The organism is Mesorhizobium prunaredense (assembly GCF_900156895.1).
Lineage (GTDB): Bacteria > Pseudomonadota > Alphaproteobacteria > Rhizobiales > Rhizobiaceae > Mesorhizobium > Mesorhizobium prunaredense.
In genome coordinates this window covers 513,044-534,855 of sequence record NZ_FTPD01000045.1, presented here as the reverse complement: position 1 = coordinate 534,855, position 21,812 = coordinate 513,044, and the positions used below count along the sequence as shown (strand labels likewise).

The 21,812-nt window shown below is 63.1% G+C and carries 20 protein-coding genes and 1 pseudogene; 8 read left to right on the top strand and 13 right to left on the bottom strand.

The window, feature by feature from the left end; translation table 11 throughout:
* Positions 1-2: 2 nt before the first annotated feature.
* From BQ8794_RS26360 to BQ8794_RS26345, 4 genes are all read right to left on the bottom strand, one after another.
* Positions 3-1,067, bottom strand: coding sequence for an ABC transporter permease (locus BQ8794_RS26360; protein ID WP_023800208.1), 1,065 nt, complete (start codon positions 1,065-1,067; stop codon positions 3-5).
* Positions 1,060-2,616, bottom strand: a complete 1,557-nt coding sequence (locus BQ8794_RS26355; RefSeq protein ID WP_077381490.1) for a sugar ABC transporter ATP-binding protein — start codon at positions 2,614-2,616, stop codon at positions 1,060-1,062. Before BQ8794_RS26355 ends, BQ8794_RS26360 begins: the two co-directional genes overlap by 8 nt.
* On the bottom strand, positions 2,613-3,287 hold the full coding sequence (locus tag BQ8794_RS26350) for a DUF2291 family protein (protein ID WP_077381489.1): 675 nt from the start codon (positions 3,285-3,287) through the stop codon (positions 2,613-2,615). The genes BQ8794_RS26355 and BQ8794_RS26350 overlap by 4 nt, the downstream gene beginning before the upstream one ends.
* A 93-nt stretch (positions 3,288-3,380) precedes the next feature.
* The gene (locus tag BQ8794_RS26345) at positions 3,381-4,322 is read right to left on the bottom strand and encodes a D-ribose ABC transporter substrate-binding protein (protein ID WP_077381488.1); all 942 of its coding nucleotides are present in this window, start codon (positions 4,320-4,322) and stop codon (positions 3,381-3,383) included.
* A gap of 622 nt (positions 4,323-4,944) precedes the next feature.
* Here BQ8794_RS26345 and BQ8794_RS26340 point away from each other — a divergent pair.
* Together BQ8794_RS26340 and BQ8794_RS26335 are read left to right on the top strand one after the other, a co-directional pair.
* Positions 4,945-6,627 carry a polysaccharide biosynthesis/export family protein gene (locus BQ8794_RS26340; protein WP_167378844.1) on the top strand — a complete coding sequence of 561 codons (1,683 nt, stop codon included), beginning with the start codon at positions 4,945-4,947 and terminating at the stop codon, positions 6,625-6,627.
* A gap of 62 nt (positions 6,628-6,689) precedes the next feature.
* Positions 6,690-7,421, top strand: a complete 732-nt coding sequence (locus tag BQ8794_RS26335) for a hypothetical protein (RefSeq protein WP_077381706.1) — start codon at positions 6,690-6,692, stop codon at positions 7,419-7,421.
* A 52-nt stretch (positions 7,422-7,473) separates the two neighbouring features.
* Here the strand turns inward: BQ8794_RS26335 and BQ8794_RS26330 are convergent, their stop codons facing one another.
* The 3 genes from BQ8794_RS26330 to mtnK all read right to left on the bottom strand — a co-directional run bounded on the left by BQ8794_RS26330 (position 7,474) and on the right by mtnK (position 10,956).
* Positions 7,474-8,301, bottom strand: coding sequence for a phosphogluconate dehydrogenase C-terminal domain-containing protein (locus BQ8794_RS26330; RefSeq protein ID WP_077381486.1), 828 nt, complete (start codon positions 8,299-8,301; stop codon positions 7,474-7,476).
* 292 nt (positions 8,302-8,593) lie between these two features.
* Entirely contained in the window at positions 8,594-9,688 is a 1,095-nt protein-coding gene (gene mtnA, locus BQ8794_RS26325; protein ID WP_077381485.1) for an S-methyl-5-thioribose-1-phosphate isomerase, read from the bottom strand.
* Positions 9,685-10,956 carry an S-methyl-5-thioribose kinase gene (gene mtnK / locus BQ8794_RS26320; protein WP_077381484.1) on the bottom strand — a complete coding sequence of 424 codons (1,272 nt, stop codon included), beginning with the start codon at positions 10,954-10,956 and terminating at the stop codon, positions 9,685-9,687. Before mtnK ends, mtnA begins: the two co-directional genes overlap by 4 nt.
* A gap of 135 nt (positions 10,957-11,091) precedes the next feature.
* On the opposite strand from mtnK, the gene BQ8794_RS26315 reads away from it, so the two are divergent.
* The 3 genes from BQ8794_RS26315 to BQ8794_RS26305 all read left to right on the top strand — a co-directional run bounded on the left by BQ8794_RS26315 (position 11,092) and on the right by BQ8794_RS26305 (position 14,793).
* The gene (locus BQ8794_RS26315) at positions 11,092-12,633 is read left to right on the top strand and encodes a sugar ABC transporter ATP-binding protein (protein WP_077381483.1); all 1,542 of its coding nucleotides are present in this window, start codon (positions 11,092-11,094) and stop codon (positions 12,631-12,633) included.
* Positions 12,634-12,655: 22 nt separating this feature from the next.
* On the top strand, positions 12,656-13,675 hold the full coding sequence (locus tag BQ8794_RS26310; RefSeq protein WP_425293579.1) for an ABC transporter permease: 1,020 nt from the start codon (positions 12,656-12,658) through the stop codon (positions 13,673-13,675).
* Positions 13,676-13,737: 62 nt separating this feature from the next.
* Entirely contained in the window at positions 13,738-14,793 is a 1,056-nt protein-coding gene (locus BQ8794_RS26305) for a substrate-binding domain-containing protein (RefSeq protein ID WP_077381481.1), read from the top strand.
* A gap of 92 nt (positions 14,794-14,885) precedes the next feature.
* On the opposite strand, the gene BQ8794_RS37220 is transcribed toward BQ8794_RS26305, so the two are convergent.
* From BQ8794_RS37220 to BQ8794_RS26280, 6 genes and pseudogenes are all read right to left on the bottom strand, one after another.
* Complete coding sequence (locus tag BQ8794_RS37220; protein WP_167378843.1) at positions 14,886-14,990, bottom strand: type II toxin-antitoxin system RelE/ParE family toxin; 105 nt, start codon at positions 14,988-14,990, stop codon at positions 14,886-14,888.
* Positions 14,991-15,129: 139 nt separating this feature from the next.
* The gene (locus BQ8794_RS26300) at positions 15,130-15,390 is read right to left on the bottom strand and encodes a type II toxin-antitoxin system ParD family antitoxin (RefSeq protein ID WP_244555101.1); all 261 of its coding nucleotides are present in this window, start codon (positions 15,388-15,390) and stop codon (positions 15,130-15,132) included.
* A 118-nt stretch (positions 15,391-15,508) separates the two neighbouring features.
* Positions 15,509-15,741 (bottom strand): annotated as a pseudogene (locus tag BQ8794_RS26295) (type II toxin-antitoxin system YafQ family toxin).
* 56 nt (positions 15,742-15,797) lie between these two features.
* Positions 15,798-16,055, bottom strand: coding sequence for a type II toxin-antitoxin system RelB/DinJ family antitoxin (locus BQ8794_RS26290; protein ID WP_077381479.1), 258 nt, complete (start codon positions 16,053-16,055; stop codon positions 15,798-15,800).
* A gap of 112 nt (positions 16,056-16,167) precedes the next feature.
* Entirely contained in the window at positions 16,168-18,222 is a 2,055-nt protein-coding gene (locus BQ8794_RS26285; RefSeq protein ID WP_077381478.1) for a bifunctional aldolase/short-chain dehydrogenase, read from the bottom strand.
* Positions 18,223-18,306: 84 nt separating this feature from the next.
* Positions 18,307-19,272 carry a sugar-binding transcriptional regulator gene (locus BQ8794_RS26280; protein WP_077381477.1) on the bottom strand — a complete coding sequence of 322 codons (966 nt, stop codon included), beginning with the start codon at positions 19,270-19,272 and terminating at the stop codon, positions 18,307-18,309.
* Positions 19,273-19,406: 134 nt separating this feature from the next.
* On the opposite strand from BQ8794_RS26280, the gene BQ8794_RS26275 reads away from it, so the two are divergent.
* The 3 genes from BQ8794_RS26275 to BQ8794_RS26265 are packed head-to-tail and all read left to right on the top strand — an operon-like array spanning position 19,407 to position 21,679.
* Positions 19,407-19,652 (top strand): type II toxin-antitoxin system ParD family antitoxin, encoded by a 246-nt coding sequence (locus BQ8794_RS26275; protein WP_077381476.1) that lies wholly within the window; start codon positions 19,407-19,409, stop codon positions 19,650-19,652.
* 2 nt (positions 19,653-19,654) lie between these two features.
* Positions 19,655-19,987: a type II toxin-antitoxin system RelE/ParE family toxin gene (locus tag BQ8794_RS26270; protein WP_244555100.1), complete on the top strand. Its 333-nt coding sequence runs from the start codon at positions 19,655-19,657 to the stop codon at positions 19,985-19,987.
* Between the two features lie 54 nt (positions 19,988-20,041).
* A complete protein-coding gene (locus BQ8794_RS26265) occupies positions 20,042-21,679 on the top strand; it encodes an acyl-CoA synthetase (RefSeq protein WP_077381475.1) in 1,638 nt (545 codons plus the stop codon).
* The last annotated feature ends 133 nt before the right edge of the window (positions 21,680-21,812 follow it).

The following is a 21,812-nucleotide window of genomic DNA, read 5'->3' as shown; positions in this document are numbered from 1 at the left end:
CATCAGCCTGCCTTTGCCATCTGCATCAGCGTCACCCGGCTCTGCAGCCGGCGCTGCGCCTGGTCGACGACGACGGCGACAATGATGACGAGGCCCTTGATCACCATCTGCCAGAACGAGCTCACCCCCATCATCACCAGCCCGTCGGAAAGGATGCCGATGACGAAGGCGCCGACGATGGTGCCGCCGATCGTGCCGCGGCCACCCGACATCGAGGTGCCGCCGAGCACCGCCGCGGCGATCGCGTTGAGCTCGAAGCTTTCGCCGGTCGCCGGATGCGAGGCCATCAGTTCGGAGGAGATGATCAGCCCGACGACGGCCGCGCAGAAGCCGGAGAACATGTAGACGAACATCTTCACCATGTTGACCCGGACGCCCGAAATCCGCGCCGCGCGTTCGTTGCCGCCGACGGCAAAGATGTGGCGGCCGAGCGGGGTGTATTTGGCCAGATAGGCCGCCCCAACTGCTACGACGACAAGAATCCATATCGAGACCGGCAGACCGAGCAGCCGGCCGGCGCCGAGGAAGCCGAACCCCGTCGTGCCCAGATCGGGCTTGCCGACGAGGTTCGGAAAGGTGCGGCCATCCGACGACAGCAGCGCCAGGCCGCGTGCGACATAGAGCACGCCGAGCGTGGCGATGAACGGCGCGACATTCAGCCTGGTGATCAGCAATCCGTTGACGGCGCCGATCAATATGCCGACCGCCAGCGTGATCAGTGCGATCTCGAAGACGTTGAAATAGATCGTATAGCCGACCTGCAGGTCGATGCCGTTGAGCACGAGATAGCCGGCGACCATGCCGCACAGGCCGACAATCGAGCCGACCGAGAGGTCGATGCCTCCGGTGATGATGACGAAGGTCATGCCCATGGCGAGGAAGGCGTTCAGCGCCACGTGCTTCGACATCAGGATCAGGTTGGCGGCCGACAGGAAATTCGGCGCCGCGATCGAGAAGAAGATCAGGACGGCGATCAGCGCAATGAACGTCCTCGCCTTCATCAGCGTCAGCAGCACGGAGCCGCTCGAGGCGGAGGCAACCGAAGCCTTGGCCGGGATGTCAGTCATGGGCGTGGCTCTCCATGCGCGGGACCGGCCCGTGGCCAAGCGCCGATGCGGCGACAAGTGCCGCCTCCGTCGCCTCGGCGCGATCGAACATGCCGGTCAGTTTTCCATTGCTCATCACCGCGATCCGGTCGGACAGCGCCATCACCTCATCGAGATCGGAGGTGGCGAACAGAATGCCCAGTCCGTCGCGGGACAGTTTGCGCATGGTGCGGAAGACGTCGGCCTTGGCGCCGACATCGATGCCGCGGCTCGGCTCGTCCATCAGCAGCACTTTCGGCCCGGTGAGCAGCGCCTTGCCGATCACCACCTTCTGCTGGTTGCCGCCCGACAGCGACGAGACCTCCTGCGCCGGATCGGCGACCTTGATCGCCAGTTCCCGCACCATCTGCGTCACCGCCTGGTTCTCCTTGGCGCCGCCGATATGGAACAGGCGGACAAACCGCGACAGGCTGGCCAGCGTCAGATTGCTGGCGACCGAGAGGATCGACACCAGCCCATCGCGCTGGCGGTCCTCGGGGATCAGCGCCAGCCCGCGCCGGATCCGTCGCGTGGTGTCGCGCTCCTTCACCTTCTTGCCGGCAATGAATATCGCCCCGGTGGCATGGCCGTGGCGCCCCATGATGCAGTCGAACAGCTCGCTGCGCCCGGCGCCCATCAGGCCGTATATGCCGAGGATCTCGCCGGCACGCAGCGACAGCGAGACATGATCGACTGCAAGCCCGCCGGTCACGCGCGGCAGGCAGATGTCCTCGGCGCGGAAGATCTCTTCGCCCGGAACATGGCCGTCGGCCTTGGCGAAGTCCTTGGCGTCGGAGCCGATCATCTGCCGCACGATCCACTGCGTGTCGACGTTTTTCATCGTCTCCTGGCCGGTGATGCGGCCGTCGCGCAGCACGGTGATGTAGTCGCCGATGCGGATCAGCTCCTCGAGCCGGTGCGAGATATAGACGATCGCCACGCCGCGCGCCTTGAGGTCGGCGATCACCTTGAACAGGATCTCGACTTCCGCCGCACTCAGCGCCGAGGTCGGTTCGTCCATGATCAGGATGCGCGCATCGAGCGAAACCGCCTTGGCGATCTCGACCAGTTGCTGCTGGCCGATGCGCAAGTCCTCGACCAGCATGTCGGGCCGGATGCCGGCTTGCAGGCGCTCGAGAAACTCGGCCGCGCGGCGCTCCTGTTCTCGGCTGTCGATCTTGCGGAACCGGTTGGTGATCTCGCGAGTGGCGAAAATATTCTCGGCGACGCTCAGGTTGCCGAACAGGTTCAGCTCCTGGAACACCATGCCGATGCCGCGGTTCACCGCGTCGCCGGATGAGGAGAAGGAAACCTCTTCGCCCTCCAGGAGGATGCGGCCGAGCGTCGGCTGTTCGACGCCGGCGATGATCTTCATCAGCGTCGATTTGCCGGCGCCGTTTTCGCCGACCAGCACGTTGACCGCGCCCTTGCGCACTTCGAAATTCGCGCGCTTGACCGCGACTGTGCCCGAATAGACCTTGGAGACGTCTTCCAGCTTCAGGATGACATCATGATCGCCGGCGGCAGTCATGGCTTTGGCCCGATCTCTGCCTCCGCCGGGGTCACCAGCGGCAGGTCCTGGCCGCTGCCCATCACATAAGCGCCGACAACACTGGCGCTGCGGCCCTCCAGCGCTTCGCGCGGCAGCTTGGAAAGCACCGTCTTGTCGGCATGGATGTTGAACGCCTTGCCGAACTGGGCGAAGTCGATCTGATTGGTGAAATCGTTGAACTGGATGAAGTCGAGGCTGTCGCGCAGCGCGGTGCCACGCATCGCGGGTCCGATCTGCACCCGCGCATCCGCCTTGCCGTCACCGTCGGCATCGACATCCATGGTTGCCGCGCGTGACTGTGTGTTCGCCGCAACAACCTTGCCTTCGAGGCGAACCGCGAAGGTCCACGGCGAATTCGCCTGCTTCTTCGGATTGCCATATTTGGCGCCGGCGGCGGCAGGATCGGCTTTCGCCAGGGCGTGAACCTCGGGAAACGATCCGGCCTTCTGCTGGAGATAGGGCACCATTTTGGCAGCCCAGATATCGCCGACCATCTTGTCCGCGTTGAAGGCCGGAGCATGGCCGCCATTTTCCGCGGACGGTGTCGGCATGATCTTGCAGGCGGTCAGGCTGATGCCAAATATCGCGGCAAGGGTCAGCCAAGCGAGGGTCGGCCAGGCAACGGTCGTCCGAGTCAGCTTGTTCAACATGTCGGCTTGTTCGGCATGGCGGTCAGGGTACCCAGGAAATGTAAGCAAGGGACGAGCCGGAAGCTCGTCCCTTGCGATTGATGTCACACCGGCTCAGTTGGTCAGCGCGAAGGTTTCCAGCTTGGCGGCATTGTCGCCATTGATCAGGACGCAGTCCATCAGCTGCTTTTCCTCGGCCGGAGACTTCTTGTTCTTGATGAAGTCGTTGGCCTGCTCGACTGCCATCTGAGCCTGCGCATAGGCCGGCTGCAGGACCGTGGCCTTGATGCCGCCAGAGGCGATCGAGTCGCGCACGTCGTTCGATCCGTCGAAGCCGACGACGATGACGTCCTTGCGGCCGGCGGCGGCAAGGGCGGCATGGGCGCCCATCGCCATCGTATCGTTGCCGGAGATCACGCCCTTGATGTCCGGATTGGCCTGGAGGATCGATTCCATCTTGGCATAGGCCTCGGTCTGGCTCCAGTTGGCCGACTGCTGCGCCACCATCTTGAGGTCCGGATAGTCGTCGATGACATCGTGGTAGCCCTTGGAGCGGATGCCGGCATTGGTGTCGGATTCCTTGCCGACCAGCTCGACGTAATTGCCCTTCTCGCCCATCAGCTTGACGAACTCCTGCGCGCCGAGCTGGGCGCCCTGGTAGTTGTTGGAGACGATCTGCGCGACGGCGACGCCGGTGGCGTTGATCTCGCGATCGATCAGGAAAGACGGAACGCCCGCGTCCTTGGCCTTCTGCACGGCAGCGACCGAGGCGTCGGCGCCGGCATTGTCGAGGATGATCGCCTTGGCGCCGCGGCCGATCGCCGTGTCGATCAGCTCGGACTGCTTGTTGGCGTCGTCGTCATGGACCAGAACCAGCGTTTCATAGCCGAGTTCCTTGGCCTTGGCTTCCGCGCCGACGGCTTCGGCCTTGAAGAACGGATTGTCGTGCGAGGGCGTGATGATGGCAATGAGATCCGCCGCGTAGGCGGGTGCGGCGGTGCCCAGCGCCAGCATGCCGGCAAATGCCGCAAGTGTTATTCTGCGAGTGAGTTTCATGGTTTCCTCCCATTTGAAAAACCTGTGCTTCCGCGGCCCAGGCTGAAATGCATTCCAGTTTGTCAGGCGGATCGCGTCCGGTGTCGCGGATCGGGTCATTTGCCGGCTCACCCGGGTGGATCATCCGGCTCGGTTCTGTCCTCAGCCTGCCCCTCCACCTGCCGCCTGCCCAATTTTCAGCCCGGCCTCGGCTGGCCAAAGTCATTCCAACAGCTAAGCCAACTGGTATAATGAGTCAACCACAAATTCAGATGATATGTATCTGATGAGCAGCAACCCGCTGCCGCCGGCAGCTGGCCACCTACACCTTAAGGGGTATGGTACTTGGGTGAGGGCGCAATAAGTAAGTAAGGAGGAGACACAGTTAAGCCTTATTCGGTGCTCAGCGGCACGCGCAGGCTTTGCTAGTATCGCGTAGTGGTTGTGGAATTTCTCCGCGGCCCCAGCCTGCGCGCGGTTTTCCTTATGAATCCGTTCGCGGCAAGGATCGCATTGCCGGTGAGGTTCAGCTATGACTTTTGTGCAGAGTTTCAGGCCGTCATCCTGCAGCCCCGCGCCAAGCTTTGCCGACCGACGACATTCGGCTTCATTGCGTGGCATGTGCAGCAGCAGCTGCAGCGCCATGCTGTGCCTCATTTCGTTGTGTATCATCCTGCTGCTGGGATCTGCGGCACACGGTCGGCCGCAGGCCGACGACAGACTTGCCCCGCGAGACACGATCGAACTGCACGTTTGGCAATGGACAGCCTTGCGCGATGGCGTTCTGGAGGCGTTGCAGCTCAACCATAGTTTCACCATCGACTCGACTGGCACGCTCGACCTTCCCTTGATCGGGAGCATTGCCGCGGCAGGTCTGCGTGAGGAAGAGCTGGCAAAGCTGATTTCCGATCGCTTGCAAGCCAGGAGCGGCCGTCAGGAACGGGCTGACATAACCGTCAAACTGATACAAAATTCGTCTTCTGACCTGACAGCTTCGGTGGAGGTCAAACAAGCAGCGCCCGAACCGCCGGCGGACGCAGCCAGCGACGGCTCTTCGGCCGTGGCTTCGCAACGCGCCAGGGTCGAGAACGGCCAGCCCGAGGCGCAACCGGGCGTGCGCGGTTTCCACACACCTGGGGAGCGTGCAGGGGAGCAACGGCAAGCCCTGGAACGGGCATTGCTGAATGAGCTGTCCGCCGCTCGCATGGAAATTGCGGCAGCGCGCGCGGAAGCACTTGCGGCTCGCCAGACCGCTCGCAACGATGCCGCCCGACACAATCAGAACCTTGCGACGGCGCGTCAACGGGCCGACGCCTTGGTGCGGGAACTCGATGCGATGCGGACTGATCGCGGCACGCTGGAACAGCAGCTCTTTGCGGCGCTGAGGGAAGTCGACGCGCTCAAGAAGAGCGTGCAGCCGGCTCGCGGTGACCCGGCTCGGGATGACCATGACCGCCGCGATTTGGCGGCGGCGCGAGCCGAACTGGCCGTGATGCAGCGCGGCGCCCGCGACGCCAGCGCACAGGCGCGTAAGGTAGCCGACATGATGGCTGAACAAGCACAGGCGCTAAAACAGCAGCGGCGAATAGCCGAACAGCTCGCGCTCGATCTCGAAGTGGCGCAACGCGAAGTCAAAGGCTTGAAAGCCAAAACCACTCTCGCCGATCACGAGAAGGCTGCCACGCTTGAAGCGCGTCACTCTGTGGAGGCCTCTCTAGCAAAGGCGCAGCGAGCGCTTGATGAGGAGCGGCACAAGGCTGATCGCTTCGAACGCGAACTCACCGCGGCGCGCCAAACCATCGACGCTCTTAAGGCAAGCGCGGATCTGTCTGCGGCCGCGCGCACCAGCGCCATCAGGGAACGACAGGTGGCCGAGGCGGCTTTGAAGCGCGCTGGCGACGCACTCGAACTGGAGCGCGAACGGGCAGATTCAGCTGCTCGTGATCGCGACAGCGCCCGCCGGGAGCGCGACGCGGCAAAGCAGGAAGCGAGCCGCGTCTCGATGGAGCTGAGCGTGGCGTTGGAGCAGGAGCGGAACAAAGCCATCGGCCTGGCCCGCGAGCTCAGCGCCGCGCGTAAGGCGATTGACGTTGAAAAGGCCCGGGATGAGCGTCGCAGCGAGCGTGTCAACCGCGTTCCGAAAGCGCGTGCCGTCGCAACTTCGCGTGCAGATGTGTCCGTGCGCTCGCGACCAGCCCGTCAATCGGGGTTGCGGGAAAACCACAAAGTGAAGGCCAAAAGACCATCGCGACCTGTTCTGGTGGCGACCATCGCGCTTCCCGACGCGTTGCTCCCGACGCGACCGCCGAAGCTCGGCGCTCACTAGCGAGGGCTGATCGTGAAGGGCATTTCCGTGGGCCGAATACATGCCGCAGGAGGAACATGGTGATGAACAAATATTTCGCAGCCGTATTGACAGTCGCGATCGCAATTGGCCCGGCCTCGGCTCTTGAGGCGGGGCTTGGCGGCAAAGTTGGCGGTGTCGGGGTCGGTGCTGGCCTTGGCGCCGGCCCGAAAGGCGCCTCGGTGGCGGGCGGCTCGAGCGTCGACGGAGTAGGGGGAGCAAGCCTTGGCGGATCGCTCGGTGCGGGCAACGGATCGCTCGGTGCCGGACTTGGCGTCAGCGGCAACCTCGGCGGCGCAAGCGGCGGCCTATCGACAGGTGTCGGGGTAGGCGACCCTTCGTCCCCATCGGGCACGGCGCTGGACGCCGGGCAAGCCGCGAGCAGCAATGCCGGCATCACGCCAGCCACCGCCAAGGCCAAGGCCGCCAGACGATTCGTCTTCCTGCCGCGCGCGCTCAGGCCTTCCGGAACTGGTCGCAACACGTCGGCGCGGATCACCTATGGCTATCCGCTTATGGCGCCACTGATAGCCAAACCCGGTATCCCACCAGCTGTGGTGCGCGCCTGCCGCACGGCGATCGCGTCGGCCGCGACGCCGCTTGGCGCCGTGCGTGTTCATGCGGTAAGCGCAGGTCCGTTGCAGCAACGGCGGGGCGCACTCACGGCGCCGATCGAGGTGCGCATACACTATGCAAGACAAGGCGGCGTCGAGGTTCGGCAGGCGCGAGTCGGCTGTCGCCTCGATGCGGCGGGCAGGGTAACCGCGGTGACATAGGAGGCGCCTTTTCCTTCTCCCGCAGCGGGAGAAGGAAAGGGCGGCTTCCGCCTCAGGTGATGCGCTGGATGCTCGCCGCAATCTCTTCCGGCTCGAAGACCCGCTTCCAGTCGTCGCGCATCAGCACCGGCTTGCCGAACTCGATGGCCTTGTTGCAGGCGTCGGAGAACACGCCCTTGGTCTCGCCGAAGATGACGGCGCCGAGCACATTCATATGGCCAAGCAGGAAGTCGAGAGCGGCCTGCTGGTCGACCCCGCGCGCGACGACCTCGTCGACGGCTTCCTTCATGACGACCAGCAGCGAAGCGCAGACGGTCTCCGAAAGGCCCGGCTCGAGCAGCGCCATCTGGTCGACCGTGACGCGATGCGACCGCATCACCGGGGCCCAGATGATCTTGGCGATCGCTTCGCCCTTGGCAAAATCCTCCTCCGGTCCCTGCATCAGCGCGCTGACCATATGCTGCTTGGCCTTGACGCCGCCGAAATAGTCCTTCTTGGCCGCCATGTCGGTTTCGTCGTTGAAGATCGGCGGATGGCAGGGATGGGTGACGAAATAGGTCAGGTCCGGCCGCTTCGGCAAATGGCCGGCGAAAGGCGCTGCGGCGTCGAGCACGACCACCATGGTGCCGGACGCAAGCTTGCCCTCGATGCTGGCAGCGACCTTGCCGATGTGGGTGTCGGGAACCGCCAGGATCACCACCTCGGCGCCGTTCAGCGCTTCATCGGCGCTGACCGCGTCGATGCCCAGCCCGGACTTCAGCCGCTCGCGGCCGGCGTCGCTGACCTCGACATGGCGTATGATGTAGGGAGAGCCGCGAAAATTGGTCGACAGGCGGTAACCCATTTTGCCGCCGGCACCAAACAGCGCAATCGTTGTCATCTAGCCGCACTCCTGATCTCCAACGATGGCCCTGCCGATCGTCACCTTAGCAACTGGTATAATCACACTACCATGGATTGGCAATCCGATTTGGGATGAACGCGTTCACGAGAGCCAATTCCGCAATCCCGCCGTTGGCTGCGCCAGCTGGTGGCGGCCTTGTCGGATTATGCGGTGGATCGACATCGCATTTGGCATTGCCCGCGAGGATCTTTTCAGCGGTCCAGCGAGTCGGCAGTTTTGATGTTTAGGGGTCCGCTGCCAACCGTTTCAGCAGTATTCGGGAGCAGGATCATCCCCGTCCGGGAAACATCGCCTTCAAGCCGTCGCGCGAAGCCTTGGCGACGCCGCGCTCGGTGATCAATCCGGTGACCAGCCGCGCCGGCGTCACGTCGAAGGCCGGGTTTGCCGCGGGCGTCGTTTCCGGCGAGATGCGGACCTGCGCAATCTCGCCATTCGCGCTCTTGCCCCAGACCAGCGAGACCTCGTCGCCGGAGCGCTGTTCGATCGGGATTTCGGCCAGCCCGTCGCCCACCGTCCAGTCGATGGTCGGCGACGGCAGCGCGACATAGAACGGCACGTCGTTGTCGGCGGCGGCCAGCGCCTTCAGATAGGTGCCGATCTTGTTGCAGACATCGCCGGCGGCGGTGGTGCGGTCGGTGCCGACGATGACCATGTCGATCTGGCCGCGCTGCATCAGATGGCCACCGGCATTGTCGACGATCAGCGTATGCGGCACGCCGTGGCCGGTCATCTCCCATGCGGTCAACTGGGCGCCCTGGTTGCGCGGGCGGGTTTCGTCGACATAGACATGAACGGGAATGCCGGCTTCCGTTGCCAGATAGATCGGCGCCGTGGCGGTGCCGTAGTCGACGGTGGCCAGCCAGCCGGCATTGCAGTGGGTCAGGATGTTGACCGGCTCGCCCGGTTGCTTGCGTGCTGCGATTTCCCTGATGATCTCAAGCCCATTGACGCCGATGGCGCGGTTGAGGCCGACATCCTCGTCGGCGATTTCGCCGGCGCGCCGATAAGCCGCTTCGGCGCGCTGTCCAGATGGAAGCGGCCGCAGGAAATTGCGCATCTCATCGAGCGCCCAGCGCAGATTGATCGCCGTCGGGCGGGTTTCGTGCAAGACCTCCCAGACGCCGTCGAGTGCCGCATCGGAAGGGTCGTCGGCCATCTGCATGGCGACGCCATAGGCCGCGGTGACGCCGATCAGTGGCGCGCCACGAACCCACATGTCGCGGATCGCCGTGGCAATGCCGGCAACGGTGCCGACTTTTTCGACGCGGAAATCATGCGGCAGCCAGCGCTGGTCGATGATCTGCACCGAACGCCGGTCGTCGCTCAGCCAGATGGTGCGGTAGTGGCGGTCGCCGACGTTCAAATCCTGTTCTCCCGTTCGATCAGCGCGGCCAGCGTGTTGACCTCGTCGATGCTGTGAATCTGGCGCCGGCTGACGGCGATGTGACGGCCGAATTTCAGCGCCTTCGCCTCACATGTGGCGCGCAGATCGGCGTCGGCAATGGTCTCGAAATCGGCGTTGTGCGCGAGGCCAAGAATGCGCCGGTGCACCTCGACGCCGGCAAAGCCCAGCATGTCGGTCCAGATCTGGTGCAGCACGTGGTCGAGCGCCTGCTCGGAGCCGAGCCTGTCGCCCTGATCCTCGAACAGGCTTTTCTGATAGAGCATGCCGGTGCGCTCGGTTCGCCACAGATGCGAGAACTCGCTGCGGAACACCGACCATGTCTCGACCGTCACGCCGAGCAGATAGGCGCGCATGGCGTCGCGCTTTCCGATCTGCTCGTGGCCACGCTGCGAGAAGAACGCCATCCAGAAATTGGCGAGCAGCATGCCGACGTCGAAGGCGATCGGGCCGTAAAAAGCGAATTCGGGATCGATCATCCGCGTTTCTGTCTCGGTGACCATGATCGAGCCGGAATGCAGGTCGCCGTGCAGCAGCGTCTCTGCATTGGCCGCAAAAATGTGCTTCAGCCGCTGCGCCTCGACCTTGAGGTCGCGGTCGGCGCGCAATTCTGCGACGATGCTGTCGAGTTGCGGGCTCGTATGCCGGTTCATCCTGGCGTCGAAATACGGGTCCGAGAAAACCAGGTTCTCGGTGATGTCGCAAAGCTCGACATTGTCGGCGAACAGCGCCAGATCGGCCTTGCGATCCTTGGTCACCATGCTGAGGTCGGAGCCGCGAAACAAAGTGCGGGCCATGAACAGGCCGATATCCCTGGCGATGTTGGGCAGTTGCCGGCCCTCGATCAGCGCCCGCCGCAGGATGATGTGCGGCGACAGATACTCCATGATGATCAGCGCCTGGCCTTCGTCGAAGTGATGGATCGCCGGCACCGAGCCGGGCGCTCTCGCCTGCTGCCGTGTCAGCGCGTGATATTCGAAGAAGGAGCGTTTTAGCGGCAGCGGCCAGCTGTCGCCGACCAGGCGGACATAGGGCAGGGCCTGCTTGACGACGGCCGCACCCTGCGCACCCTCGACGATGAACACCAGGTTCAGATTGCCGTCGCCGACCTCGCGAACCTTCCAGCGGGGCGTGTCCTTGCCGATATGCGAGCACAGCGCCGTGTTGGCGCCGAGGCGTGCCGCCAGTGTTTCGACCGACAGTGCTTCGAACGGCAATTTCCCAGTCATCCTCACCTCCCGTTTACGCGCCCTCATCTTAGTGGAGCCGTCACGGTTGGTCCAAGCTAGGAAGCCCTCTGGCAATTGTCAATCGTGTTGACAATTGCCGGAACAGCCCATAGCGTCGTCGCCAGGGAGGAACGAATGGGCAATGATGCCGTGTTCCGCGTCGACGGCCTGAGGAAATCCTTCGGCCACATCGAGGTGCTTGGCGGCGTCTCGCTCGATTTGCATGCCGGTGAAGTGACCGTGCTGATGGGCGCCAACGGCGCCGGCAAATCCACCCTGGTCAAGATCATCAGCGGCGTCTATGAGCGCGGCGGCGGCACGATGAGCCTCGCCGGCCAAAACTTCGCGCCGCAAGACTTCGCGCCGAAAACGCCGGCGGAGGCGATCCGCGCCGGCGTCGTCACCGTTCATCAGAACATCAATGACGGTGTCGTCGCCGACCTCGACGTCGCCACCAATTTGACGCTCGACAGGCTGAGCGGCAGCGGCGCGCCGACCCTGTTCAATCCAGGCCGGGTGCGCCGCGAGGCCAAGGCGGTTGCCGACCGCATGGGGCTGGCGATCGACCTCAAGGCCCGGATCAGCGATCTCTCGCTGGCCGATCGCCAGATGGTGGCGATTGCCCGCGCCATGGCGCATCAGCCGAAAGTGCTGATCCTCGACGAGCCGACCTCGTCTTTGTCCAGCGCCGAGGCTGACCGGCTTTTCGCGCTGCTCGACAGGCTTCGCGAGCACGGCGTCGCCATCCTCTACATCTCGCACCGCATGTCCGACATCAGGCGGCTTGCCGACCGGATCGTCTCGATGCGCGACGGCGTCATCTCAGGTGTCTTCGACCGCAAGCCGCTCGATTATGAAGGCGCGGTCAACGCCATGCTCGGCCGCAAGATCCACCTCGACCGGATCGTCGCCAGGAATTCGGCCAGACCTGTCCTGACGATTGACAGGTTGCGCATTGCCGAAGGTTCCAGGCCGATCTCTTTGACGCTCGGCGACGGCGAAGTCGTTGCCATCACCGGCCTCGTCGGCGTCGGCAAGACAGCGCTCGCCGAGACGCTGTTTGGCGTCCGCAAGCCGCTCACCGGCACCATGGTGCTGAACGGCAAAGCCTATGCCCCGGGGTCGACGGGTGAAGCGATCGCCGCCGGCGTGTTTCTCGTCGCCAAGGACCGGAGCGAAAACGGGATCGTCGGCGACTTCAACATCCAGGAGAATATCAGCCTGCCGTTCCACAGGCGGATGTCGCGTCTGGGCGTCCTCAAGCGTCGCATCGAGCGCGCCACCGCCCGCCGGCAGATCGGGGAGTTGGGCATCGTCTGCCGCTCGGAGAAGGACGAAATGTCCGCCCTTTCCGGCGGCAACCAGCAGAAGGTGATGGTCGCCCGCTGGATGTCGCAGGCGGCAAGACTGTTCATCCTGGACGAGCCGTTTCAGGGCGTCGACATCTCAGCCAGGCGCGATATCGCCGCCAAGCTGCGGGCGAGCGCCAACGGCCGTGCGACGCTGCTGTTCGTCACCGAGCTCGATGAGGCGCTGGAGACCGCCGACCGCATCCTGGTGATGTCGGAGCAGACAATCGTCGGCGAGCATCGCAACGCCGACATCGACCTCGAGCGCCTGCTGGCCGAAGTGGCGGGCGGGCCGCTGCACAGCGCAGCCTTGAGCGCGGACAGATAGTGAGAATTGGAATGGAGAGGGCATGAGTTCGGGCTGGGTAAGGATGGCGCTCGCGCGCGACCATGCCATTCGCTATGGCTTCATCGTTCTGCTGTTCGGGTTGATCGGCTATTTCGCCATCGCCGCCGATGGCTTCGTCTCGCCGCAGAGCGCCGTCTTCATCTTCCAGTCCGTCGCCATTACCGGCGTGCTGGCGCTCGGCGTCACCGCCACCCTGGTCGTCGGCGGCTTCGACCTGTCGATCGGCTCGGTCGCTACCAGCGCCATGATGGCCGCCGCCTATGTCATGGTGGTGCTGGAGCAGAACGCCATCGTCGCGGTCGTCGCCTGTCTCTTGATCGGCGTCGTCGTCGGGCTCATCAATGGCTGGCTGATCGTCTATATGCGCGTACCGGATCTCCTGGCGACGCTCGGCATGATGTTCCTGCTCGTCGGCTTGCAGCGCATCCCGACCGAGGGCCGCTCGATCGCCACCGGCATGACGATGCCCGACGGCTCGGTCGCCAACGGCACATTCGGCGCCGCCTTCCTGTCGCTCGGCCGCCACCGCTTCGATTTCTTCATCCCCAACCTCATCCCGGTTTCGGTCGTCGTCCTGCTCGTGCTTGCGGTGCTGATCTGGTTCTTTCTCGAATACACCCGTTTCGGCCGCATGATGTATGCGGTCGGCAGCAACCAACGGGCTGCCGAGCTCGCCGGCGCGCCTGTCAAGGCATACAAAATCTGGGCATACGTTATTTCAGGGGTTTTTGCCTCGATCGGCGGCATTTTGCTCGCTGCCCGGCTTGGACGCGGCGACATCGCCTCGGGTAATAATCTCCTGCTCGACGCTGTCGCGGCGGCGCTCATCGGCTACGCGGTTCTCGGCGCCGCCAAGCCGAACGCCTTCGGCACGGCTGTCGGCGCGGTGTTTGTCGGCGTGCTGCTGCAGGGCCTGACGATGATGAACGCGCCCTATTACACGCAGGATTTCATCAAGGGCGTGGTTCTCGTGGTTGCCCTTGTCTTCACCTTCGCCCTTTCCGGCAGGGGCAACAGGTAGGATTTCGACGGATAGGATTTTCGCCCGGCAGAAATTTGAGTTCAACAAGTGGAGGAGACATCATGAAGATCACAAGAAGACTTTTGGGGAAGGCAGCACTCGGGCTTGCCGGCGCTGCGCTGCTGATGCAGGTCCCGGCAATGGCGCAGGACAGGCCGGCGCCGTTCGACAAGCCCGGCGCCGTCAAGATCGCGCTGGTCCGCTATCTCTCGACTGGTGACTTCTTCCAAGCCTATCTGTCCGGTGTCGAAGCGCAGGCCAAGGCGCTTGGCGTCGATCTGCGCGTCCTCGACAGCCGCCAGGACGCCGCCCTCCAGGCAGACATGGTCGACCAGGCCATCGCGCTTGGCGTCCAGGGCATCATCATCCAGCACGGCCTGACGGAATCGATGAAGGAAGCCGCCCAGCGCGCGGTCGACGCCGGCATCAAGGTCGTCGCCTTCGACGTCAACGTCGAAAACCCCAAAATACCGCAGATCGAGCAGTCCGACCGCGACCTTGCACGCCTCGCGCTCGAGCAGGCGATCAAGGATAATGGCGAGAGTTGGAAGGCCGGCTACGTCTACGTCGCCGGCATCGCGCCGCTCGACCGCCGCAACGAGACCTGGATCGAGTTCAAGAAGAAATATGCCGGCATCAAAGAGGCTGCGATGTTCGGCACGCTCGACAATCCGATCGCCAATTCTGTCGCCAACCAAGCCCGTTCGGTGCTGTCGGCCAACCCCGACATCAAGGTGATGTTCGCGCCCTATGACGAATTCGCCAAGGGCGTGAAGATCGCCGTCGACGAAGCCGGCCTGTCGCAGGACATCAAGATCTATTCGGCCGACATCTCGACCTCCGACATCGCCGCTATGCGCGAGCCCGACAGCGCCTGGGCGGCAACCGCGGCGACCAACCCGGCCGTCGTCGGCCAGGTTTCGGTGCGCGCGCTGGCGCAGCTTTTGGCCGGCGAAGACCCCGGCCGCAACGTCATCGTGCCGCCGACCCTGATCACCCAGAAGGACCTGATCGACAAGGACATCAAGAACATGGAAGACCTCTCGGCCAAGCTGCCGCAGTTCGCCCATGCCGATGTCGCGATGCCGGCCTGGATGCCAAACCCGAACGCCAAGTAGGTTTCATCACAGGTAACTGGAAAGAGCGGCTCGCGAGCGGCTTCGGGCCGCTCTTTTCCAGGTCTGAATGCCTGCTCCGTCAGTCTCGTGGTTTACAGCCAGTGCTCCGGATCGCGCATCCCCACGACCAGGATGCCTTCCATCTGCGGTTCGTAGATGACGATGTAGCGGCCTTCGATGAGTACGCGGGCCGTCACGCTCAACTCTGGCCTCGCTGCTCCGCCGCCAACGCCAGTTTGTCAAAAATGCGCATAAGCAGCTTGTCAGCTGCCTTTTCACTCTCGATTGAGATGTTGTGCAAATATCCCGCAAATCCTGCGCGGCGTGAGCCGATATCTAGCCACGGGCGCGGCGTTCTGCTTTCAAACCGCGTATGAACTCGGCGGGTTCGACTTCCACCGGCCTGCCGCTGGCCATGCCGTCGGCATAGGCCCGTTTCAAGTGTTCCAACTCCAAGGCGCGCAATTCCTCGCGCTGTTCCGACAGGCGCAGGGCGTCGCGGACAATCTCGCTGTCAGAGGCATATCCCCCGCCTTCGACAGCGCTTTGCAGGCGGGCCGCCTGTTGCGGGGTGAGGGATATGGTAAGGGTGCGCATGGGTTGGGTTTTCATGCTTAGCCTAACAATCTTTGTTAGGATTCCAATAGTCCCGCCGCGAGGGATGGCAAGTTTCAGCCCGCAGCGCAAAAAATCCTAAGTTCCGTGCCCGCCTCGGCTACTCGTTGAACAGATCGGAATGGGAGCCGGTGCGAGCAGCCTGTAGCTCATCGCCGGCGACACGATAGATCAAGAGCCAGTCCGGTTCGATGTGAGCGTCACGATAGCCTTTCCAGTCGTCTTCAGGGGATGATCCTTATAACTCGCGGGCAGTTCATCTCCGGCGAGCAGAAGGCCCAACAACTCGCGCAGTTTGCCAAGGTCCTTGCCGCGCTTCTCCGCACGTTTCACGTCACGGCGGAATTGTCCGGATCGAACAGGTGCCAGCACATTAGGTTCTCAAGTCCTTAGAGTCCCAAGTCCTTGAACAACTCGTCGGCCGAGGCGAAACGCTTGCCCTTGCCCTGTTCCAATTCGGACATCGCCTTTCGAGTGGTTGCGTTCGGCACCTTCACCGGAAAGGGAAACTCCTTGTCGGCAGCGACCCGGACCAGCAGCAGACGGATGGCGTCGGAAACGGACAATCCCATTGCCGCCAAGGCTTCCGTCGCCTGTGCCTTTGTCGCCGCATCGATCCGAGCGCGGACCACGGTTTCCGTTGCCATATTATGGCCTCCTTGCAGTTGAGCTACAATGTAGCTACGAAACGCCGAATTCGCAAGCCGTTCGGTCCAGTTCGTACCGCTCGAAAATGTGCGGCGTTTTGAGCGACATGCATTACCGCAGCGCTGCCGCGATGTTGCCGCCGTCCACCGTCGTCACATTGGCGGTGGTGCGCTCTGCCAGCGCCTGATGCAGGAAGGCCTGGGCGACGTCTTCGGCCGTCACTTCCTGCCCAAGCAGATTGCCCGCCATATATTCCTTTTCCGACACGCCGCGGGCGCTCGAACGGCTGGCGATCATGGCGTCGGTCAACAGCCCGGAACGGATGCGGTCGGCGTTGACGGCATTGGAGCGGATGCCATGGGCGCCGTAGTCGACAGCATATTGCCTGGACAGGAACAGCGTCGCCGCCTTTGGCATGCCATAGGCGCCGAACTTCGGACCCGGATTGATTGCCTGCTTGGAGGTGTTGAACAGGAGAACGCCGCCAGTGCCTTGCTCGAGCATGATGCGCACCGCGTTCTGCGCCGCCGACTGGTGGGCGAAGAAATTGAGTTCGAAGCTCTTGCGCAAAGTGGCGTCGTCGAGCTCGCCGATCCTGCCTTCCCAGGCAGCACCGGCATTCGAGACGAGGATGTCGAGGCCGCCGTAGACGGCGACCGCCTTGTCGAAGGCAGCGCGCATCTGCGCCGGGTCGGTGATGTCGGCGCCGACGCCGATTGAACCGTTGCCGACCTTTTTTGCCGCCTCCGTCGCCCTTGCCGCGTCGAGATCGACGACGACGGCATGAGCGCCGTAGTCGGCGAACAGCTTTGCCGTGGCGGCACCGATTGCGCCGGCGCCACCGGTGACCAGCACAATCTGGCCGGTCAGCGGCTTCGGCTTGTTGGAGGCGAGCTTGGCCTGTTCCAGCGACCAGTATTCGAGCGGGAACAGGTCGGCTTTGGACAGTGGATGGAAATCGCCGATTGCTTCGGCGCCGCGCACCGCCTCGATCCACATTTCACCGACGTCGGAGGCAATCTTCGCGTCCTTCAGCGTGCGGCCATGGCCGAACATGCCGAGCCCCGGCACCAGCGTCAGGCGCGGCATCTGGTCGAGCATGGTGCGCTTCACATCGTCGAGCGCGTCGTTGGTCTCGAAGTAGGCGCGATAATCCCCGGCGAAGTTTTCGACATGCTGGCGAATGACGGATTTGTAGTCGCCGATCTTGTCCGCGTCGGGCGCCGGCAGCGCCATCGGTCCGGTCTTGATGCGGATCGACAGGTCGGGTGTCGACACGCCGCGCCCGGCATAGTCGGCAATTTTTGCCGAATTGATGAAATCGACAATCGCGTCCGAGGTGCGGAAATCGCTGATCATGCGGTCGAAGCGGCCTTCGCCGCGCGCCACCGCCACCGCGCCGCGCAGCATCGGCGCAATCTCCGCAGGCTTCGCCAGCCTGGCCGGCAAGGCGGCTTTTTCGCTGCGCGGCTTGCCGTGGCCGGCGATGAAATCCTCGGCGATATCAACATAATGGATCATCCGGTCGTAGGCCTGCTTGGCATCGTCGCCGAAGGTGAAGATGCCGTGCTTGTCGAGGATCAGCCCTTCGACCGTCGGATCGGCGTCGAAGACATCGGCAGCCGCCTTCGCCAGATCGAAGCCCGGCATGATGTAGGGCACGAACCCCATCTTGTTACCGAAGACCTTCTTGCTCAGCGCATCGCTGTCGTCCTGGTCGACAATGGCGAGGATCGCGGTCGAGTGCGTATGGTCGACGAATTTATGCGGCAGGAAGGCGTGCAGCAGCGTCTCGACCGAAGGGTTGGGCGAAGACGGATCGATCAGGTTCACCCGCTGCAGCGCCACCATGTCTTCGTCGGAGAGTTTTTTAAGCGACCGCGCCTTGAGCAGCGCGCCGAGCTTGACCGCCGGCAGGCCCTGCGGCTCGATGACGCCCATGTCCCAGCCGCTGCCCTTGACGCAGAGCACGTCCCATTCGTCGCCGACGAGATCGGTGGCCTTTGTCTTGCACGATGTGTTGCCGCCGCCATGCAGGACAAGCCGCGGTTCGCCGCCCAGAAGCCTGGTCGTGTAGACGCGCAGCGCCAGGTCGCGGGCCACGCCCTTCATTGCATAGTCGGCAACCAGCTTTTCCGCGTCGCCGTCATTCCACAGGTTCATCATGTTCGCTTCGTCCGGTTGTTTTTGTTGTGAAACAGGAATGCCGCGACGCCTTGATGACAATGCCTCCGCGGCGGCTTGTGTTCTTTAGGCGACCTTTTCTGCTGCCGGTCCGGCATGGTCGAGCAGCCGTCGCGCCATCCGGGCGCCGACCACCAGATGCGTGCATAGCCCACCCGCGATCGCCGCCACCAGGGGTCCGAACTTGCTGTCCTCCTGCACCACCACGAGTCGCTTTTCAATTTTGCGCAGCGATGACAGCTCCGCCGAAATGATCCGCCTGTTGTAGCTGCAGTCGAGCGCCTTGCCTTCGGCGTCGATGATCTGACCGGCGATGACGCCGGCAGCCCCGGCACGACGCAGCACCTCCATTTCGCTGGCAGTCAGCGCGCCGCATTTGACGACATGGCTGTCGGCATCGACGGTGCCGACCGAGTAAAGCGCCAGATTGCACGCACCGATGCCCGACAACTGCTCGCGGATCACCGGCTCGGCGCGCAGGCCGCGCGCCAGTTCCTCAGTCGTCAGCACCAGCGGCGCATAGAAATTGAGTCCCTTGGCATTGAGCCGGCGGGCGATTTCCATGGTGCATTGGTCGGGCCGGTAGGAATAGGGGGCTCCCAGATTTCCGCAGAGCTGCACCACCGTCACATCCTGCAGATCGGCATAGGACATGATGTCGGCGATCGTATAGATGGTCCTTCCCCAGGCGACGCCGATGCGATCGCCCTTCCTGATCAGCTCGAGAAAGACGCTGGCCGCCAGCACCGCGATGTCGGTCGACGGATCGGCGACATGGCCGTTTTCCGGCGCGATCCAGACGGCATCGAGCCTCAATGCGTCTTCAAGTTTGCGCGCCATGACGTCGTCGGTGAAAAGCTGGGTCGAGGTCGATATGTTGACGATGCCGGTCTCGCGCGCCTTGCGCAGATACATGGCGACCGAGGCTCGGGAAATCTTGAGCTGGCTGGCCACCTGGTCCTGGCGCAAGCCGTGGGCATAGTAGAGCCAGGCGGCCTTGTGGATAAGCTGTTCTGCCGGTCGGATCGCCATGCCATCTCCTCGTTGACATTATTCACGGCTGTCGACAAAAGTCAAATCGCTGGTGAACTGCGAGGCATGTCGATGCCAGTGATTGCGCCATTTTTGTTATCGCGATAACAATAAACTGAACAGGAGGCCTGACAATGAACGTATCATTGGGTGAGCGCTGGGAAACTTTTGTGTCCAACATTGTCAAGCGGGGCCGCTACGGCTCTGCCAGCGAAGTCGTGCGCGAAGGCTTGCGCCTGGTCGAAGAACGCGAGGAAAAGCTGAAGGCGTTACGCGCCATGCTGGACAAGTCGTTTGCTGACGACGGCGAAGCGACCGAGCAGGATATCGACGCGGCTGTGGAAGCCAAGGCTGAGCAACTCGCAAAGGAAGGCTTCTAGGAGTGCCACGGCTGCGTACGTTGCCGTCGGTACAGACAGATTTGGTCAATATCTTTGAATACGTCACTCGCGAAAGCGGCAGCCTGGTGCTTGGCCGGCGTTTTGTGGATGCTCTGCGCCAGAAATGCCGTGATCTGGCGAGCCTGCAGGCGACGATCGGTCGTGCCCGCCCCGATCTCCGGCCGGACATCCGGAGTTTCGCTTTCCGGGGATACGTCATTTTCTTCCGCTATAATGGAGATTGCTCGACGTGGCGAACATCATCGAAGGGCATCGCGACATCAATGCTTTATGGTCAGAAGGCGAAGGCGGGCAGGGGCGCCAGGAGTAGCTGAGGCGGCCTCGCTCGCCAGCGTCCCGAAGCGTTCGATAAACATGGGGAGGACGGGATGGGCAATCCCTACGAACAGGATCTCGGCAGGAATCCAGCCAATTACCAGCCGCTGACGCCGCTCAGCTATCTCGAGCGGGCGGCAAAGACCTTTCCCGACCATGTCGCGATCATCCATGGTCGCCAGCGCACGACCTATCGTGATTTCTGGCGGCGGTCGCTGAAGCTTGCCTCGGCGCTCTCCAGGCGCGGCATCGGCAAGGGCGACACCGTCACCGTCATGTTGTCCAACACCCCGCCGATGCTGGAAGCGCATTTCGGCGTGCCGATGACCAAGGCGGTGCTGCATTCGCTCAACACCCGCCTCGATGCCGCGGTCATCGCCTTTCAGCTCGACCATGCCGAAACCAAGGTGCTGGTCGTCGATCGCGAATTTGCAAATGTCGTCAGCGAGGCGCTGGCGCTGGCCAGGGTAAAACCGCTGGTCATCGACTATGACGATCCCGAATACGCCACTGACGCGCCCTATCCCAAGGGCGAGCGGATCGGCTCGCTCGATTACGAGACCTTCGTCGCGGGCGGCGACGAGGATTTCGCCTGGTCTATGCCCGACGACGAATGGGATTCGATCTCGCTCAACTACACCTCCGGCACGACAGGCAATCCCAAGGGCGTCGTCTATCACCATCGCGGTGCGGCACTGATGGCCTATGCCAACACCATCCATGCCGGCATGGGCAAGCATGCGGTCTATCTGTGGACGCTGCCGATGTTCCACTGCAATGGCTGGTGCTTTCCGTGGACGCTGGCCGTGCAGGCCGGCACCCATGTCTGCCTGCGCTGGGTGCGGCCGAAGCCGATCTACGACGCCATCGCCGACCACGGCGTCACCCATCTGTGCGGCGCGCCGGTGGTGATGTCGGTGCTGATCAACGCCAGCGACCAGGACAAGCGGCAATTTCCGCAGACGGTCACCTTCAACACCGCCGCGGCACCGCCGCCGGAAGCGGTGCTGTCGGGCATGGCCGATGCGGGTTTTGCCGTCACCCACCTCTATGGCCTGACCGAGACCTATGGCCCGGCGGTCGTCAACGAATGGCAGGGCGAGTGGGATGGGCTGGAGAAGGGACAGAAGGCGGCGAGGAAGGCCAGGCAAGGTGTGCGCTATGCCGCGCTCGAGGATCTGACGGTGATGGATCCCGAGACGATGGAGGAGACGCCGGCCGACGGCGAGACGATCGGCGAGGTCATGTTCCGCGGCAACATCGTCATGAAGGGCTATCTGAAGAACCGCAAGGCGAGCGACGAGGCCTTCGCCGGCGGCTGGTTCCACTCGGGCGACCTCGGCGTCATGCATCCCGACGGCTACATCCAGCTCAAGGACCGCTCCAAGGACATCATCATTTCCGGCGGCGAGAACATCTCCTCGATCGAAGTCGAGGAGGCGCTTTACAAGCATACCGCCGTCGCCTCCTGCGGCGTGGTCGCCAGGCCCGACGACAAATGGGGCGAGGTGCCGGTCGCCTATGTCGAGCTGAAGCCGGGCAGGACGGCGACCGAGGCCGAGATCATCGATCACTGCCGCGCGCTGCTCGCCCGCTTCAAACTGCCGAAAGCGGTGATCTTCGCCGAAATCCCGAAGACCTCAACCGGCAAGATCCAGAAGTTCCGGCTGAGGGAGATGGCCAAGGGGTAGCAGAGCAATTCCAGGAAAAGTGCGCAGCGGTTTTCCGTCCGGAATTGCGTAAAAACAAATATTTAGAGCGGGTCGGCGATTCTATCAAAAGCTGAACCGCTCTAGAGTCAGGACCCATTAATCGGGTAGCGTC

What these genes read in the sequence shown, in the direction of transcription:
- BQ8794_RS26285 (WP_077381478.1), bottom strand. Translation starts at nt 18,222, where the DNA reads ATGATGAACCTGTGGAATGACGGCGACGCGGAAAAGCTGGTTGCCGAC.
- BQ8794_RS26315 (WP_077381483.1), top strand. Translation starts at nt 11,092, where the DNA reads ATGGGCAATGATGCCGTGTTCCGCGTCGACGGCCTGAGGAAATCCTTC.
- BQ8794_RS26360 (WP_023800208.1), bottom strand. Translation starts at nt 1,067, where the DNA reads ATGACTGACATCCCGGCCAAGGCTTCGGTTGCCTCCGCCTCGAGCGGC.
- BQ8794_RS26265 (WP_077381475.1), top strand. Translation starts at nt 20,042, where the DNA reads ATGGGCAATCCCTACGAACAGGATCTCGGCAGGAATCCAGCCAATTAC.
- BQ8794_RS26355 (WP_077381490.1), bottom strand. Translation starts at nt 2,616, where the DNA reads ATGACTGCCGCCGGCGATCATGATGTCATCCTGAAGCTGGAAGACGTC.
- BQ8794_RS26305 (WP_077381481.1), top strand. Translation starts at nt 13,738, where the DNA reads ATGAAGATCACAAGAAGACTTTTGGGGAAGGCAGCACTCGGGCTTGCC.
- BQ8794_RS26310 (WP_425293579.1), top strand. Translation starts at nt 12,656, where the DNA reads ATGAGTTCGGGCTGGGTAAGGATGGCGCTCGCGCGCGACCATGCCATT.
- mtnK (WP_077381484.1), bottom strand. Translation starts at nt 10,956, where the DNA reads ATGACTGGGAAATTGCCGTTCGAAGCACTGTCGGTCGAAACACTGGCG.
- BQ8794_RS26280 (WP_077381477.1), bottom strand. Translation starts at nt 19,272, where the DNA reads ATGGCGATCCGACCGGCAGAACAGCTTATCCACAAGGCCGCCTGGCTC.
- BQ8794_RS26350 (WP_077381489.1), bottom strand. Translation starts at nt 3,287, where the DNA reads ATGTTGAACAAGCTGACTCGGACGACCGTTGCCTGGCCGACCCTCGCT.
- BQ8794_RS26300 (WP_244555101.1), bottom strand. Translation starts at nt 15,390, where the DNA reads ATGCGCACCCTTACCATATCCCTCACCCCGCAACAGGCGGCCCGCCTG.
- BQ8794_RS26345 (WP_077381488.1), bottom strand. Translation starts at nt 4,322, where the DNA reads ATGAAACTCACTCGCAGAATAACACTTGCGGCATTTGCCGGCATGCTG.
- BQ8794_RS26335 (WP_077381706.1), top strand. Translation starts at nt 6,690, where the DNA reads ATGAACAAATATTTCGCAGCCGTATTGACAGTCGCGATCGCAATTGGC.
- BQ8794_RS26340 (WP_167378844.1), top strand. Translation starts at nt 4,945, where the DNA reads ATGCTGTGCCTCATTTCGTTGTGTATCATCCTGCTGCTGGGATCTGCG.
- BQ8794_RS26275 (WP_077381476.1), top strand. Translation starts at nt 19,407, where the DNA reads ATGAACGTATCATTGGGTGAGCGCTGGGAAACTTTTGTGTCCAACATT.
- BQ8794_RS26290 (WP_077381479.1), bottom strand. Translation starts at nt 16,055, where the DNA reads ATGGCAACGGAAACCGTGGTCCGCGCTCGGATCGATGCGGCGACAAAG.
- BQ8794_RS26330 (WP_077381486.1), bottom strand. Translation starts at nt 8,301, where the DNA reads ATGACAACGATTGCGCTGTTTGGTGCCGGCGGCAAAATGGGTTACCGC.